15 protein-coding genes are annotated in these 15,470 nt (G+C 72.2%); 7 read left to right on the top strand and 8 right to left on the bottom strand.

What is annotated here, in order from left to right; genetic code table 11:
- Nucleotides 1–148: 148 nt before the first annotated feature.
- The 5 genes from FAF44_RS32620 to FAF44_RS32640 all read right to left on the bottom strand — a co-directional run bounded on the left by FAF44_RS32620 (nucleotide 149) and on the right by FAF44_RS32640 (nucleotide 5,232).
- The gene (locus FAF44_RS32620) at nucleotides 149–967 is read right to left on the bottom strand and encodes a ScpA family protein (protein ID WP_237107168.1); all 819 of its coding nucleotides are present in this window, start codon (nucleotides 965–967) and stop codon (nucleotides 149–151) included.
- Entirely contained in the window at nucleotides 964–1,905 is a 942-nt protein-coding gene (locus tag FAF44_RS32625) for a ParA family protein (RefSeq protein ID WP_237107169.1), read from the bottom strand. Before FAF44_RS32625 ends, FAF44_RS32620 begins: the two co-directional genes overlap by 4 nt.
- Nucleotides 1,906–2,023: 118 nt before the next feature.
- The gene (locus FAF44_RS32630; RefSeq protein ID WP_237107170.1) at nucleotides 2,024–2,929 is read right to left on the bottom strand and encodes a site-specific tyrosine recombinase XerD; all 906 of its coding nucleotides are present in this window, start codon (nucleotides 2,927–2,929) and stop codon (nucleotides 2,024–2,026) included.
- 15 nt (nucleotides 2,930–2,944) lie between these two features.
- Complete coding sequence (locus FAF44_RS32635) at nucleotides 2,945–3,568, bottom strand: NUDIX hydrolase (RefSeq protein ID WP_237107171.1); 624 nt, start codon at nucleotides 3,566–3,568, stop codon at nucleotides 2,945–2,947.
- Entirely contained in the window at nucleotides 3,565–5,232 is a 1,668-nt protein-coding gene (locus FAF44_RS32640; protein WP_237107172.1) for a CTP synthase, read from the bottom strand. Before FAF44_RS32640 ends, FAF44_RS32635 begins: the two co-directional genes overlap by 4 nt.
- A gap of 110 nt (nucleotides 5,233–5,342) precedes the next feature.
- Between FAF44_RS32640 and FAF44_RS32645 the strand changes: the two genes are divergently transcribed.
- From FAF44_RS32645 to FAF44_RS32655, 3 genes are read left to right on the top strand one after another with little or no spacing between them, the layout of a single operon-like run.
- Nucleotides 5,343–6,050 (top strand): acyltransferase, encoded by a 708-nt coding sequence (locus FAF44_RS32645; RefSeq protein ID WP_237107173.1) that lies wholly within the window; start codon nucleotides 5,343–5,345, stop codon nucleotides 6,048–6,050.
- 9 nt (nucleotides 6,051–6,059) lie between these two features.
- The gene (locus tag FAF44_RS32650; RefSeq protein WP_237107174.1) at nucleotides 6,060–7,184 is read left to right on the top strand and encodes a nitronate monooxygenase family protein; all 1,125 of its coding nucleotides are present in this window, start codon (nucleotides 6,060–6,062) and stop codon (nucleotides 7,182–7,184) included.
- A gap of 26 nt (nucleotides 7,185–7,210) precedes the next feature.
- The gene (locus tag FAF44_RS32655) at nucleotides 7,211–7,969 is read left to right on the top strand and encodes a GntR family transcriptional regulator (protein ID WP_237107175.1); all 759 of its coding nucleotides are present in this window, start codon (nucleotides 7,211–7,213) and stop codon (nucleotides 7,967–7,969) included.
- Here FAF44_RS32655 and FAF44_RS32660 read toward each other — a convergent pair.
- Nucleotides 7,947–10,307 (bottom strand): FAD-dependent oxidoreductase, encoded by a 2,361-nt coding sequence (locus FAF44_RS32660; RefSeq protein WP_237107177.1) that lies wholly within the window; start codon nucleotides 10,305–10,307, stop codon nucleotides 7,947–7,949. The genes FAF44_RS32655 and FAF44_RS32660 overlap by 23 nt on opposite strands.
- Before the next feature lie 68 nt (nucleotides 10,308–10,375).
- Here FAF44_RS32660 and FAF44_RS32665 point away from each other — a divergent pair, with 68 nt between their 5' ends.
- Both FAF44_RS32665 and FAF44_RS32670 read left to right on the top strand, forming a co-directional pair.
- Nucleotides 10,376–11,281: a choline/ethanolamine kinase family protein gene (locus FAF44_RS32665; RefSeq protein ID WP_237107178.1), complete on the top strand. Its 906-nt coding sequence runs from the start codon at nucleotides 10,376–10,378 to the stop codon at nucleotides 11,279–11,281.
- A 4-nt stretch (nucleotides 11,282–11,285) separates the two neighbouring features.
- A complete protein-coding gene (locus tag FAF44_RS32670; RefSeq protein WP_237107179.1) occupies nucleotides 11,286–11,894 on the top strand; it encodes a DUF4126 domain-containing protein in 609 nt (202 codons plus the stop codon).
- A gap of 3 nt (nucleotides 11,895–11,897) precedes the next feature.
- Here the strand turns inward: FAF44_RS32670 and FAF44_RS32675 are convergent, their stop codons facing one another.
- Nucleotides 11,898–12,695: an alpha/beta fold hydrolase gene (locus FAF44_RS32675; protein ID WP_237107181.1), complete on the bottom strand. Its 798-nt coding sequence runs from the start codon at nucleotides 12,693–12,695 to the stop codon at nucleotides 11,898–11,900.
- Nucleotides 12,696–13,460, bottom strand: coding sequence for a glucose 1-dehydrogenase (locus FAF44_RS32680; RefSeq protein WP_237107182.1), 765 nt, complete (start codon nucleotides 13,458–13,460; stop codon nucleotides 12,696–12,698).
- 155 nt (nucleotides 13,461–13,615) lie between these two features.
- Between FAF44_RS32680 and FAF44_RS32685 the strand changes: the two genes are divergently transcribed.
- Nucleotides 13,616–14,221: a hypothetical protein gene (locus tag FAF44_RS32685; protein WP_237107183.1), complete on the top strand. Its 606-nt coding sequence runs from the start codon at nucleotides 13,616–13,618 to the stop codon at nucleotides 14,219–14,221.
- Nucleotides 14,222–14,421: 200 nt separating this feature from the next.
- Nucleotides 14,422–15,300, top strand: a complete 879-nt coding sequence (locus FAF44_RS56015) for a serine protein kinase RIO (RefSeq protein WP_237107184.1) — start codon at nucleotides 14,422–14,424, stop codon at nucleotides 15,298–15,300.
- Nucleotides 15,301–15,470: the final 170 nt, after the last annotated feature.

The raw sequence follows: 15,470 nt of genomic DNA on the forward strand, positions 1-15,470 counted from the left end.
GTCCTCGGCGTCCTGAGCGGCGGGCTCGGCGTCGGCCTCCACCCGGGGGGCGCCCGGCTGGGCGAGGGAGCCCGGGAGGGTCATCCAGGCGGGCAGCGGCGTGGGCTCCGAATCCGGCGACCTGCGGGGGTTGGGGAGCGGGTTGTCGTCAGTCATGGGATGGTCTCTCCGCGGATTCCTCGTAGTCGTCGCCCACCGCCACATCTCCGTCGTCGGTGCCCGTCCACGTCACGTGGAGGTCGCCCAGCGGCTCGACCTGCTCGAACGTCACCGCCGACTCCCGGAAGAGCTCCAGCGCGGCGAGGAAGCGCGCGATGACCTCGAAGGTCCCCTCGCAGTCGGCGACCAGCGCGCGGAAGGTGGCGCGCCGGAGCCGGCGCAGGTGCATGACCAGGATCGCCGCCTGCTCCTTGACGCTCGCCAGGGGCTGGTAGATGTGCCCCACGCTGACGGTGGGCGGCAGCTTCGGGGTGAACGCCCTGGCGGCGATGCGGGCGAACTGGTCGGGGCCGATGCCCAGGATCAGCTCGGGCAGCAGGTTGGCGAACTGCTCCTCCATCGGCGCGGTACGCGGGAAGCGCAGCGCCTCCTCGGCCATCCGCCCGGCGAAGACCTTGGCGACCTCTTTGTACGCCTTGTACTGCAGCAGCCGGGCGAACAGCAGGTCCCTGGCCTCCAGCAGCGCCAGGTCCTCCTCGTCCTCCACCTCGCCGGAGGGCAGCAGCCGGGCCGCCTTCAGGTCGAGCAGGGTGGCCGCCACCAGCAGGAAGTGGCTGGTCTGGTCGAGATCCCACTCGGGGCCCCGCGACCGGATGTAGGAGATGAACTCGTCGGTGACCTTGGAGAGCGAGACCTCGGTGATGTCCAGCTTGTGCTTGGCGATGAGGCCGAGGAGCAGGTCGAACGGCCCCTGGAAGACGTCCAGGTGAACCTGGAAGCCCTGGGGCTCGGTCTGCTCGGTGGTCACCTGGCCATTGTGGCAGGTGCCGGCCAGCGCGAGAGCACTTCGCGGGCCAGCTCACGGTAGGCGTTCGCGCCGAGCGACGACGGGTCGAACGTGGTGATCGGCTCACCGGCCACCGTCGCGTCGGGGAAGCGCACCGTACGGTTGATCACGGTGTGGAAGACCTTGTCGCCGAACGCCTCGACGACCCGGGCCAGCACCTCGCGCCCGTGCAGGGTGCGGGCGTCGTACATGGTGGCGAGCAGGCCCTCGATCTCGAGCTCCTCGTTGAGCCGCTCCTGGACCTTGGAGATGGTGTCCATGAGCAGCGCCACGCCGCGCAGGGCGAAGAACTCGCACTCCAGCGGCACCATGACGCCGTGGGCGCAGGTGAGCGCGTTGATCGTGAGCAGGCCCAGCGACGGCTGGCAGTCGATGAGGCACACGTCGTAGTGCGGCAGCAGCGGCTTGATGACGCGGCCGAGCACCTGCTCGCGGGCGACCTCGGTGACGAGCTGCACTTCGGCGGCCGACAGGTCGATGTTGCTGGGCAGCAGGTCGAGGCCCTCGACGCCGGTCTCCAGCAGCACCTCCTCGGCGGTGACGCCGCGTTCCATGAGCAGGTTGTAGACGGTCAGGTCGAGCTGGAGCGGGTTGATGCCCAGCCCGACGGAGAGCGCCCCCTGCGGGTCGAAGTCGACCAGCAGCACCTTCAGACCGCACTCGACCAGCGCCGCGCCCAGGTTGATGGTGGTCGTGGTCTTGCCGACGCCACCCTTCTGGTTGACCATCGCGACCACGCGCGCCGGGCCGTGCACCGCGGGCGGCACCGGCTCCGGGAACACCGGCCGCGGCCGCCGCGTCGGGCCGAGGTTGACGCCGTTGGACGGCGCGTTGGTCTTGGTGTCGCCCCAGGGGTTGTCGGGGGTCCCCGGAGTCGAACCCTTGGTCTCCACAGTCACCAGCTCGAACCTCCCTGACGATCCCGAACCGGACCGTCCGGACGGACACTATGGCGTCATCACTTAACGCGGCAAGGCGGCACGCCGTGGGCCGGCGCACGTCCCAAGAGACTATAGATCACTGCCGGGCGCGCGGATGCGCCGCGGCGTAGACCTCGCGGAGTTTGTCAACCGTGACCAATGTGTAGACCTGAGTGGTGGTCACGGAGGCGTGGCCGAGCAGCTCCTGCACCACCCTGACGTCGGCCCCGCCGTCGATGAGATGGGTCGCGAAGGAGTGCCGCAGCACGTGCGGGCTGATCCCGTCGAGGCCGGCCCGCTCGGCCGCGGCCTGGAGCACCTCCCAGGCGCCCTGCCTGGTCAGCCGGCCGCCGCGGGCGTTGAGGAAGACCGCGGGGGTACCGCGCCCGTGGGCGAGCAGCCCCGGCCGGGCCCGTACGAGGTAGGCGTCCAGCGCCGAGCGGGCGTAGCGGCCCAGGGGGACGACCCTGGTGCGGTTGCCCTTGCCGCGCAGGCGCGCCTGGTCGTCCTCCAGGTCGTCCACGGCCAGCCCGACGGCCTCGGAGATGCGGGCGCCGGTGCCGTAGAGCACTTCGAGCAGCGCGCGGTTGCGCAGTGTCAGGGGCGCGTCCTCGGGGCCGGAGGCGGCGATGAGCCGTTCGACCTCGTCGACGCCGATGGGCTTGGGCAGCCGGCGGAGCTGGCGCGGCGGGCGCACCTCGTGGGCGGGGTCGTGGGCCGTGACGCCTTCGCGCAGGGCGAAACGGTGCAGCCCGCGCACGGCGGAGACGGCGCGGGCGGCGGAGCCGGCGACGAGGGCGGGATGCTCGCCGTCGCCCTCGCGCAGCGCGGCGAGGAAGGCCAGCACGTCGGCCTCCCCCACCTCGCCGAGCTCCAGACGGCCCCGCGCCTGGAGATGCTCGAAGTATCGGCGCAGGTCACGCCGGTAGGACGCGAGCGTGTTGGCGGCCAGGCCGCGCTCCACCGCCAGATGGGCGAGGTAACTGGAGAGCACCGCCTCCACGAACTGGTCCTTCCGTCACGCCTCGGGGGCGTCGGCGGGGCGCAGCAGGGAGTGCCCCTCGACCGAAGCCGCATACGCGGCGAGGATACCGGCCACCGTCGAGGAATTGTGGATCATTCCCATGAGCGCCTTCTCGACCGCGTCGGCCAGCGGGACCCATTCGACCGGCATGTCGATTTCCTCGTGCCGGTGTTCGTAGCCGTTCTCCTCGTCGGGGATCTCGCTCAGGCCGCGCGCGAGGAAGACCCGCACCCGCTCGTCGGTCATGCCGGGCGAGGAGCGCAGGTCGACGAGCGTGTACCAGGTGTCGGCGCGGTAGCCGGCCTCCTCGGCGAGCTCGCGGGCGGCGGTGGTGACCAGCGGTTCGCCCGCCACGTCGCGGATCCCGGCGGGCAGCTCCCACATGAGGTGCCGGGTGGGGTGGCGGTACTGCCTGATCATCAGGACGCGGTCCTGCTCGTCGAGGGCGAGCACGGCGACCGCTCCCGGGTGGACGACGTAGTCGCGGTCGGCGACCTCGTCGCGGGGCATCCTGACGGTGTCGGTGACGACCTCGATCACGTAGCCCTTGAAGCGGTGTTTCGAATCGACGACGTCCCACGCCTCGGGCGTGTCCTCGACCCGCGTGCGCCCGTTCACTTGCCCACCTTCGCCGTGCCGACGCGGCTGTCGGCGTAGACGAGGGCCGCGCCGACGAGCCCCTTGAACATCGGGTTGGCCCGGGTGGGCCGGGAGCGGAACTCGGGGTGGGCCTGGGTGCCGATGAAGAACGGGTGGCGGTCGGCGGGCAGTTCGGTGTACTCGACCAGGCGGCCGTCGGGCGACAGGCCGGAGAAGACCAGGCCGACGTTCTCGAGCTGCTCGCGGTAGGCGTTGTTGACCTCGTAGCGGTGGCGGTGGCGCTCGTCGGCCTTGGCCTTGCCGCCGTAGAGGTGCCTGGCCAGGGTGCCCTCGCCGAGCTTGGCGGTGTAGCTGCCCAGGCGCATGGTGCCGCCCATGTCGCGCTCGCCGGCGACGACGTCCTCCTGGTCGGCCATGGTGGAGATGACCGCGTGCTTGGTGTCGGGGTCGAACTCGGCGGAGTTGGCGTCCTCGACGCCGGCCATGTTGCGGGCGGCCTCGATGACCATGCCCTGCATGCCGAGGCAGATGCCGAGCAGCGGGATCTTGTTCTCGCGGGCGTGGCGGATCGCGCCGATCTTGCCCTCGATGCCGCGCACGCCGAAGCCGCCGGGGACGAGCACGCCGTCCACGCCGTCGAGCTCGCGCTCGGCGCCTTCGGGCGTCTCGCAGTCGTCGCTCTTGACCCAGCGGATGTTGACCCGCGCGTCGTTGGCGAAGCCGCCGGCGCGCAGCGCCTCGGTGACCGACAGGTACGCGTCGGGCAGGTCGATGTACTTGCCGACGAGCGCGATCGTGACCTCCTTGGCCGGGCGGTGCACGCGGCGCAGGAGCTGCTCCCACTCCTTCCAGTCGACGTCGCGGAAGGGCAGGCCGAGGCGGCGCACGACGTACGCGTCGAGGCCCTCGGAGTGCAGCACCTTGGGGATGTCGTAGATGGAGGCGGCGTCGACGGCGGAGACCACGGCGTCCTCGTCGACGTCGCACATCAGGCTGATCTTGCGCTTGATCGCCGTCTGCACGGGGCGGTCGGAGCGCAGCACGATGGCGTCGGGCTGGATGCCGATGCTGCGCAGCGCCGCCACGCTGTGCTGGGTCGGCTTGGTCTTCAGCTCGCCCGACGGCCCGATGTACGGCAGCAGCGAGACGTGCAGGAAGAACACGTTGTCGCGCCCGACCTCGTGCCTGATCTGCCGCACGGCCTCCAGGAACGGCAGCGACTCGATGTCGCCGACCGTGCCGCCCACCTCGGTGATGACGACGTCCACCTCGGGGCCGGCCATGCCGCGGATCCGGTCTTTGATCTCGTTGGTGATGTGCGGGATGACCTGGACGGTGTCGCCGAGGTACTCGCCGCGCCGCTCCTTGGCGATCACGTTGGAGTAGACCTGGCCGGTGGTCACGTTGGCCGAGCCGTGCAGGTCGGTGTCGAGGAAGCGCTCGTAGTGGCCGACGTCGAGGTCGGTCTCGGCGCCGTCGTCGGTGACGAACACCTCACCGTGCTGGAACGGGTTCATCGTGCCGGGGTCGACGTTGAGGTAGGGGTCGAGCTTCTGCATGGTGACCTTGAGACCGCGGCCCTTGAGCAGGCGGCCGAGGCTGGACGCCGTGAGCCCCTTGCCGAGACTGGAGGCGACACCGCCGGTGACGAACAGATGCTTGGTTTGCGATGCGCTGCGCAAAGGGGCTCCCGTGGCTCGAGGTGTGGTCGATGTGTCCACGGGCTCTCAGGATATCAAACAACGCCCCTCACATGCCCGAACGGCATGACCTGACGGTAACTTTGGTCCCTATGTCACTAGTTCGTCGGGCTTTGGGGGCATTAATCCACCGCTCCTACACGGCGATCCAGCGCGCCGGGGCCATCACCGCGGCCGCTCCCGCCGGCTACCGCTTCCGCCGTCTCGGGGACGGGGTGAGCATCGCGTTCCCCCCTGGCGCGATCTTCGGCGAGCGGTGGATCGAGATCGGCGACCACACCCTCATCGGCGAGCGGGTGTCGATCTCCTGTGGCATGCTGCCGGGCCCCGACCTCGGCCCCGACTCGATCCTGCGCATCGGCGGGAGCTGTTCCATCGGCCGCGGCTCGCACATCGTCGCCCACCAGTCGATCGACATCGGCGACCACGTCTTCACCGGCCCGTACGTGTACATCACCGACCAGAACCACGTCTACGACGACCCGGACGTGCCGATCGGGCGGCAGTGGCCGCGCAACAGCCCGGTCTCCATCGGCTCCGGCTCGTGGCTGGGCGCGGGCGCGATCATCCTGCCGGGCACCACGCTGGGCCGGCAGTGCGTGGTGGCGGGCGGCGCGGTGGTGCGCGGCACGTTCCCGGACCACAGCGTGGTGGCGGGCGTCCCGGCCAGGCGGATCCGCGGCTACACGCCGGAGCTCGGCTGGCACGCCCCGGTGAGCCTGGAGCACAACCCTCTGGGCCCCCGCGGGCGCGAGAAGACGCCGGCCTGGGGATGGACCGAACAAGGTTCTGACGGTTAGCGTCGTCTCATGCGGACCGCCATCTCTGAGCGTTTGGGCATCGAGTTCCCGCTGTTCGCCTTCAGCCACTGCCGCGACGTGGTGGCCGCCGTCACGAACGCGGGCGGTTTCGGGGTGCTGGGCGCGGTCGCGTACTCACCCGACCAGCTCGACACCGAGCTGACCTGGCTGGACGAACGTACGGGCGACCGGCCGTACGGCGTGGACGTGCTCGTCCCCGGCAAGATCGACGCCTCCGCGCTCGACCGCCGCGTGCACCTCCTCGACGCCGTCCCCGACCGCCACCGCGACTTCGTCACCCACCTGCTGTCCAAGTACGGCGTCAGCGCCCCCGGCCGGCCGCTGACGGCCGTGGCCGACGAGTTCGGCAGGCGGGTGACCGCGGCCGGGGCGACGGGCCTGATCGACGTGGCGCTCAAGCACCGCATCGGGCTGATCGCCAGCGCGCTGGGCCCGCCGCCGCCCGAGATGGTGACCAGGGCCAGGGAGGCGGGCGTGCCGGTGGCCGCGCTGGTGGGCACGGTCGAGCACGCCCGCAGGCAGGTGGCGGCGGGCGCGGACCTGATCGTGGCGCAGGGCACGGAGGCGGGCGGGCACACCGGCGAGGTCTCCACGATGGTGCTGGTGCCGCAGGTCGTGGACGCCGTCGCGCCGGTCCCGGTGCTGGCGGCGGGCGGCATCGCGTCCGGCAGGCAGATGGCGGCGGCGATGGCGCTCGGGGCCGAGGGCGTGTGGTGCGGCTCGCTCTGGCTCACCACCGAGGAGGCCGAGACGGCCCCCGCGGTCAAGGCCAAGCTGCTGGCGGCCTCGTCACTGGACACGGTGCGCTCCCCGTCCCGTACGGGCAAGCCGGCCCGCCAGCTCAGGTCCGCCTGGACCGAGGAGTGGGACTCCGGGCCGGAGAGCCCGGGAGCGCTGGGCATGCCGCTGCAGATGCTGCTGGCCGAGGGCGCGATGGCGCGCATCGGGACGGCGGCCGAGAAGGGCGAGCCCGGCGCGACGGAGCTGGTCAACTACTTCGTGGGGCAGGTCGTGGGCCAGCTCGACCAGATCAGGCCGGCCAAGGACGTCGTGTACGACCTCATGGGCGAGTTCGGCGAGGCGGTCGAGCGCCTGCGCCGCCTGTCGGAGTGACGGGCGCATGGGGGTGATCCGCGCCCGTGGTCGGGACTCCGCCTGAGCTGGAGCGCGGCACCGGCGTCCCCGCGCACGTGCAGATCGAGCGCTGGCTGCTCGCCTCGATCGCCGGCGGCGAACTGGCTCCCGGCGACCGCCTGCCCGGCGAGCGGGAACTGGCCGGGCGGCTGGGCGTGAGCAGGATGACGCTCAGGCAGGCGCTGGCCACGCTGGAGCGCGACGGCCTGCTGCAACGGGTGCCGGGCCGCTCGGGCGGCGCGTTCGTCGCCGAGCCGCGGATCGACTGCGACCTGACCGGGCTGGCCGGGTTCACGGAGCAGATGCGCCGCGCCCACCTGCGGGCCGAGGCGCGCGTCCTGACGGCCGCGACGGTGCCCGCGCCCGCCGCCGCGGCCGGGGCGCTCGGTGTCGCTCCCGGCGCGCCGGTGCACGAGGTGGCCAGGGTGCGCTCGGCCGGCCGGTCTCCGGTGGCGCTGGAGCGCTCCTGGTTCCCCGACCTGCCGGGCCTGCTCGGCCAGGACCTCACCGGCTCCCTGTACGCGCTGCTGGCCACCCGGTACGACCTGGAGCCGCGCACCGCGGTCGAGCGCCTCGACCCGGTCATCGCCCGTCCGGCCGAGGCCGCCGAGCTGGGGATCGAGCCGGGCGCGCCGCTCATGCTGATCGAGCGCACCGCCTACGCCGGCGACGGCACGCCGGTGGAGTACGCGCTCGACCTGTTCCGGCCCGACCGGGTCCGCATCTCCGTGCGCAGCGGCGTCACGGGACCAGGGGCCCCTTGACCACGGTCCCGGGCACCCACCGTCCCTCGACCTCGACCTCGACCGGCGTCCCCGGGCCGGCCTCCAGGTAGGCGTAGGCGATCGACGCGCCGGCCGTGTACCCGTAGCCGCCGGAGGTGACCCTGGCCACGACCCGGCCGTCGACCCGCACCGGCTCGTTGCCGAGCGCGACGGCGCGGGGATCGCCCAGCGTCAGGCAGCGCAGCCGGCGCGTGGGGGCCGGGTCGAGGGCGTCCTTGCCGAGGAAGTCCTTGCCGGGCTTGACGCAGAAGCCCAGCCCGGCCTCGTACGGCGTCGTCTCGGGCCCGATGTCGGCGCCCCACACGCGGTACCCCTTCTCCAGCCGCAGGCTGTCGATGGCCCGGTATCCCCCGGCCACCAGCCCGTACGGCTCCCCGGCCCGCCACAGCTCCTGCCAGAGGCCGAGCCCGTACTCGGTGGAGCAGTACAGCTCCCAGCCGTGCTCCCCCACGAACGTCACCCGCAGCGCCAGCACCGGCACGTCCCCGACGGTGAGCTCGCGCGCCGACATGAACGGGAAGTCGAGCGGGTCGGGGGTCAGCCCGCCGAGCACGTCGCGCGCCCGCGGCCCCCACAGCGCGAAGCACGCGTACTGGCCGGTCACGTCCGCGATCCTGGCCGTGGCCCCGGTGCGCGCGGCCTGCTTGCGCAGCCAGCCGGCGTCGTGGGAGCCGAACGCGGTGCCGGTGACGACGAGGAACTCCTCCTCGCCGCGCCGGGTGACGGTGAAGTCGCACTCGATGCCGCCGCGCCGGTTGAGCGCCTGCGTGTAGGTGACGGCGCCCACGTGCCGGGCGACCTCGTTGTCGCACACCCATTCCAGCAGTTCGGCGGCGTCGGGGCCGGTGACCTCGATCTTGGCGAACGAGCTCTCGTCGAACAGCCCGGCGGCCGTGCGGGTGGCCCGGTGCTCGGCCCCGATCGCCGGCGACCACAGCCTCCCGGCCCACCCGCCGGGCCGCTCGTCCTCGCTGCCGTCCTCGTTGGCCCGGTAGTGGTTGACCCGCTCCCACCCGGACTTCTCGCCGAAGACGGCCCCGTGGCCGGCGTGCCAGGCGTAGGCGGGCGACAGGCGCAGCGGCCGGCCCGCCGACCGCTCGTGGCCGGGGTAGCGGATGTCGTAGTACGTCTCGTAGTTCTCGACCGCCCGCTTGATCGTGTACGACGGCGAGCGGTAGTGGCGGCCGAAGCGGCGCACGTCCATGTGCCACAGGTCCATGCCGGGCTCGCCCTCGACGATCCACTCGGCCATCACCTTGCCGATCCCGCCCGCGCCGGCGATGCCGTGGGCGCAGAAGCCGGCCGCCACGAAGAACCCGGCCACCTCGGTCTCGCCGAGGCAGAACTCGTTGTCGGGGGTGAACGCCTCGGGGCCGTTGATCAGCTTGCGGATGCCGACGTCGGCCATCGCGGGCACGCGCACCCGGGAGTTGTCGGAGATCTCCTCGAACCTCGGCCAGTCCTCCGGCAGCAGGCGGCCGTTGAAGTCGCCGGGCACCGCGTCGTACGCGCCGGGGCCGGCCGTCCAGGGGGCGCTGGTGCGCTCGTAACCGCCCATGACCAGGCCCTGGACCTCCTGGCGGTAGTAGACGAGCAGGTCGGGGTCGCGCAGCGTGGGCAGGCCGGTGTGGTCGTGGAAGGCGTCGCTGACGACGTACTGGTGCGACATCGGCACGATCGGGACGCGCACCCCGGCCATCCGGCCGATCTCGGCCGCGAACATGCCGCCGCAGTTGACCACGATCTCGCAGGCGATGTCACCCTGGTCGGTGCGCACGCCCGTGACGCGGCCCCGCTCGACGTCGATCCCGAGCACGCGGGTGCGGGTGCGGACGGTGACGCCGCCCTCGCGGGCGCGCGTGGCCAGGGCGTAGCAGAGCTGGGACGGGTCGATCTGCCCGTCGGTCGGCAGGTACGCGGCCCCGACGACGCCCTGCGGGTCCATGAGCGGGAACAGCTCCACCGCCTCGGCCACGGAGATCTCCTCCAGCGGCAGGCCGAACGTGCGCGCCCAGCCGATCTGGCGGCGGATCTCCGCCATCCGCTCGGGCGTGGAGGCCAGCTTGACGCCGCCGCACTCGGTCCAGCCGGCGTCGAGGCCGCGGTAGAGCTCCACGGAGTACTGGTTCATGCGGGTCAGCGTGGGGTCGGCGCGCAGTTGCCCGACGAGCCCGGCGGAGTGGAAGGTGGAGCCGCTGGTGAGCTCGTCCCGCTCCAGCAGGACGACGTCGCGTTCGCCGAGTTGGGCGAGGTGGTAGGCGACGGACGCGCCGCCCACCCCACCGCCGATGATCACGATCCGGGCCGAGTCGCTCATGGTCGCGAGGCTAATCGGCACGCCGTAAAAGGTCTAGACCGTTCGGGGTGGCGGGGCTAGCATCGAGCATGGCCGCGCCCGAGGTCCTCGATCGCATCCCCCTGCTGTCCGGCGTGCCCCGCTCCGTGGAGGAGCTGCCCGGCGGGCTCACCAACCACAACTACAAGGTCACGACGCCGTCCGGCGCGTACGTGGTGCGCGTGTCGGCCAGCGACGGCGCGCTGCTGGCCATCGACAGGGACGCCGAGCACGCGAACTCGATCGCGGCGGCGCGGGCGGGGGTCGGCGCGCCGGTGCACGACTACCTGCCGGCGCTCGGGGTGCTGGTGGTGGGGTTCGTGCCGGGGCGCACGTTCACCGAGGCCGATCTGCGCGATCCGGCGAACCTGCCGCGCGTGGCGCGGGCGTGCCGCCTGCTGCACGGCGGGCCGCGGTTCGTACGCGACTTCGACATGTTCGAGACGCAGCGGCGCTATCTGGAGATCGTGCGGGAGCGCGGCTTCCGGCTGCCGGCCCGCTACGTCGACTTCATGCCCGCCGTCCGCGAGATCCGCGCCTGCCTGGCCGTCCGCGACGAGGGCACGGTGCCGTGCAACAACGACCTGCTGCCGGGCAACATCCTCGACGACGGCGAGCGCCTGTGGCTGATCGACTACGAGTACGCCGGCAACAACGACGCCTGCTTCGAGCTGGGCAACATCTGGAGCGAGTCCGACCTGCCGCTCGGGCACCTGGAGGAGCTCGTCACCGCGTACTACGGCCGCCGCCTGCGCCACAAGATCGCCCGCGCCCGGCTGCTCGGCCTGATGTCCAAGTACGGCTGGACACTGTGGGCCTCCATCCAGGACGGCGCGAACGACACCATCGACTTCGACTTCTGGTCGTGGGGCATGGAGAAGTACGAGCGGGCGGTGGCCGAGTTCACCGATTCCGGCCTGCCGGGTCTCATGGACGAGGCGGCACGGGCAGACTAGGGGGATGTTCGCCGCTTTGACCGGCCTGGGGCTGTCCACGGCCGCCGGGCTGAACGCGTACATCCCGCTCCTGGTCGTGGGGGTGCTCGCGAACGTCACCGACGCCGTGCGGCTGCCCGACGGCTACGCCTGGCTGTCCAACTGGGGCGTGCTCGCCGTGCTGGCGGTGCTGCTGGTCGCCGAGATGACCCTCGACAAGGTGCCCGCGATCGACAGCGTCAACGACGCCGTGCAGACCGTGGTGCGGCCGGCCTCGGGCGGGGTCGTCTTCTCGGCCACGAGCGCCGCCGCCGAGCTGGACCACTCGACCTGGCTGGCCGAGCACGCGTGGGTGGGCTGGCTGCTGGGGATCGTGATGGCGCTGGGCGTGCACACGCTCAAGGCCGTCGCCCGCCCGGTGGTGAACGCGGGCACGGCGGGGGTCGGCGCGCCGGTCGTGAGCACGGTCGAGGACGCCGGGTCGTTCGGGATGAGCCTGATCGCGGTGTTCCTGCCGGTGCTGGTGATCGTCGCGCTGCTGGTGCTCGCGGTGGCGGCGTGGTGGCTGCTGCGGCGGGTACGCCGCTCCCGCGCGCGCAGAAGGGCGGCCCGCGGCCCCCGTCCGCCGGGCTGACGATCACAGACGGCGCAGCCAGCCGTCCAGGGTGTCGACGAAGTCGTCCGGCCGCTCCTCGTGCAGCCGGTGGCCGGCCCCCTCCCAGCACAGCACCACCGACGCGGGGTCCTTCAGCAGCCCGGCCTCCCAGCCGGCCCGCCCGGGGTCGGCCCAGATCGACAACACCGGGCACCGCCTGCGGGCCAGGTAGTCATCGCTGGCCGGGCGCACCCCGATGGCGTCCGGGGCGGTGAACATGGCCTCGAACGCCTGGACGAGGACGTGCGGCGCCATCCCGTACAACCTGCGTTTGTGCCAGCGCCTGATGACGGCGGGGGTGGCGGCGTTCGTGCACCACTCGTCGATCCGCTCGGCCGCCTCGTGCGGACGCTCGCCGCGCAGGCCCGCGATCATCCGGGGGAAGCCGCGGGCGATCTCGGCCTGCATGCCGTAGCCGGGGTCGAGGGTGACCAGCGCCCGCACCCGCTCCGGGTGCTCGACGGCGAGGATCGAGACCACCTGGCCGCCCATCGAGTGCCCGACGGCGACCACCTGGGGGACGCCGAGGCGGCCGAGCAGGGCGTCCAGGTCGGCGGCCATCGCGCGCGGCGTGTTGCCGGTCTCGGGGACCGAGCTGTAGCCGTGGCCGCGCAGGTCCACGGCGAGCACGCGGCGGGTGGCGGCGAGCGCGTCGATGTGCCACGACCACTGGTGGGAGTCGGTCCCCCAGCCGTGGACGAGCAGCAGCGGCGGCAGGTCCCCCGCCCCGTCGTCGGTGTAGAAGAGCCGGACGCCCGCGCCGACCTCCGCGTACGGCACCTAGCCCGCCGGGCTCTTCGGCGGGGGCAGCAGCGAGCCCTCCCCCGCGGTCCAGCCGCCGTCGATGGCCAGCTCCGCGCCGTTGACGTACGAGGCGGCGTCGGACAGCAGGAACGCGATCGCCTCCGCCACCTCCCCGGCCTCGCCCCAGCGCCCGGCCGGGGAGAGCCCGAACGTGCCCTCCCCCGACACGGCCCCGAGCTGCTCGGTCATCGGGGTGACGATCATTCCGGGATGCACGGAGTTGACCCGGATGCGGTGCCGGCCGAACTCCATGGCCGCGATCTTCGTCAGCCCGCGGACGCCCCATTTGGAGGCGCCGTACCCACCCGTCATGGGCAGTCCGAACAGCCCCGCGACGGACGACAGGTTCACGATGGCCCCGCCGCCCCGCTCCCGCATGGGCCCGACCACGGCCTTCAGCCCGAGGAAGGTGCCCACCAGGTTCACCTGGAGCACCTGCTGGAACTCCTCCAGCGGCTGCTGCTCGATGGTCAGCAACGTGGCGATGCCGGCGTTGTTCACCAGGCCGTCGATCCGCCCGTACGCCTCCAGGGTCTCGGCGACCACGGCCGCCCAGGCGTCCTGGCTGGTCACGTCGTGCGTGATGAAGCGGGCGTCCAGTTCCTTGGCGGTGGCGGTGCCCTCCTCCGCCAGCACGTCGGTGAGCACGACCCTGGCTCCGGCCGCGACGCAGCGCCGGGCGGTGGCCGCCCCCATGCCCCGGGCGCCCCCGGTGATGATCACAATCTTGCCGTCGAGCACCCTGTCCGCCCTTTCCGGGACATTCCGGGGACATGTGCACTGAAACACACCCGCCCGACCCGATCAAGAGCTTGCTCGGCACAAGCGGCCGGCACGGGCGCGTCGAAACCGCCGTGGCCGACTAAGCTTCAACACAGCAACACCCACAGCAGGAGGTGGCGAAGATCGGCGAGTTCCTTGTCGTGGTGCTGGTGATCCTGGCGTTCCTCCTGCTCCTGGGCGGCGTCGGCATCTACCTGCTGGTCAAGCTGGGCCAGAAGGCCGCGGTGAAGGCCAAGCAGGCCGGCGCCCGCTTCAGCACCCATGTCAACGCGATGGGCACGGGCGACGCCGCCGAGGTCGAGCGCCTGCGGCTCGACCTGCGCCGCGAGGTCGGGCTCACCCGGCAGGCCGTCGAGCACGCCCAGAACCTGGGCTGGGGCCTGGGCGACCTGCCGCGGCTCCTGGGCGACCTGACCGCCCAGGCCGACGTGCACGACGGGCAGCTCGGCATGTACGCCCAGCAGCGCCGCGTCTCGCCGTACGTCGACCACGCCACCCTCGACCGGCTCAGGCAGCACCAGGCCAAGCTGACGGCGATGTGCGCCCGCATCCGGGCCGACCTGCTGGGCGACCAGGTCCAGCACACCGCCACGGGCATCGCCGACCTCAGCTCCCGCACCGACCTGGAGATCGAGGCCCGCCGCCAGGCCCCCGACCCGCTCGACGAGATCGACGAGCTCTACCGGCGCTCGGTGGAGGAACGCAGAGAACGCCCCTGACGGGTTTTTTAATCGGTTGCGCCGTGGTGCCCGTGTCGGCATACTCGGGCAACGGTTCGACCACCGCGACAGGAAGGGAGGGTGAGACCGTGACGACGACTGTTCGCGTGCCGTTCTCCGCGTCCTCATTCCTTCCCACCGGGGGTCAGCCGACCTGATCGCGGCCGGCCGGTGGGCCTCATCTCTGGAGTTCACCCACCGTGCCGAAGCACTCGCAACACCGCCGCCGTGGCAAGCAGGCCCTCGACGCCGACGACATCGAATGGCTCGAGTCCACCCCGGAAAACCTCGACGGCCCGCCGGAGGGCGACCGCTGGTCCACCTGGGACCAGAGCACACCCACCGAGAAGGGCCCCCGGCCCCACCCTGACTGGCTGGTCACCGAACTGGCCGCCGTGGACACCGAGCACGGCATCCTCAAGACCGGCAAGGAAGCCGACGTCCACCTGATCTCGCGCGGGGTGCCCGGCACCGACCGCACCTGCCTGCTGGCCGCCAAGCGCTACCGCTCGGCCGAGCACCGGCTGTTCCACCGCGACTCCGGCTACCTGGAGGGCCGCAGAACCCGCGACGACCGCATGAACCGCGCCATGGCCAGCCGCACCGCGTTCGGCAAACAGGCCATCGCCGCGCAGTGGGCGGTGGCCGAGTTCGGGGCGTTGTGCCGGTTGTGGGAGCTGGGGGTGCCGGTGCCGTACCCGGTGCAGATCGTCGGGACGGAGATCCTCCAGGAGTTCGTCGGGACGCCGGACGGGTACGCGGCGCCGCGACTGGCGCAGGTGTCCGAAGGGCTCGACGACCTGTGGGAGCAGCTCGTGGCGGCCATGGTCACGCTCGCCCGGGAGGGGCTGGCCCATGGTGACCTGTCCCCGTACAACCTGCTGGTCCACGAGGGCAGGCTGGTGATCATCGACCTGCCGCAGATCGTGGACGTGATCGCGCATCCCACGGGGCCGTCGTTCCTGGAGCGCGACGCCCGTAACGTCGCCACCTGGTTCACCGCCAAGGACGTCGCCGCCGCCGACGCGGACGCCCTCATCGCGCTGCTGCGCAAGGAGGCCGGCCTGGCGCCGCTCTGACCCGAGGCGGCTCGGGCACGCTGCCGGGCAAAGCGGCCGGAGCACCATCACTCCCGGCCGGGGTGGTGCTTCCCCGGCCGGGACCACCTCAGAACGGCACCACTCCCGGCCGGCACCGCTTCGGGGCTCGGACCCGGGTTCGGGTTCGGTTCGGGTGTGATGGGTGGGTG

It is taken from the genome of Nonomuraea sp. MG754425 (assembly GCF_021699195.1).
Lineage (GTDB): Bacteria > Actinomycetota > Actinomycetes > Streptosporangiales > Streptosporangiaceae > Nonomuraea.

Coding starts and splice junctions, on each gene's coding strand:
- FAF44_RS32645 (WP_237107173.1), top strand. CDS start 5,343: ATGTCACTAGTTCGTCGGGCTTTGGGGGCATTAATCCACCGCTCCTAC.
- FAF44_RS32650 (WP_237107174.1), top strand. CDS start 6,060: ATGCGGACCGCCATCTCTGAGCGTTTGGGCATCGAGTTCCCGCTGTTC.
- FAF44_RS32660 (WP_237107177.1), bottom strand. CDS start 10,307: ATGAGCGACTCGGCCCGGATCGTGATCATCGGCGGTGGGGTGGGCGGC.
- FAF44_RS32665 (WP_237107178.1), top strand. CDS start 10,376: ATGGCCGCGCCCGAGGTCCTCGATCGCATCCCCCTGCTGTCCGGCGTG.
- FAF44_RS32670 (WP_237107179.1), top strand. CDS start 11,286: ATGTTCGCCGCTTTGACCGGCCTGGGGCTGTCCACGGCCGCCGGGCTG.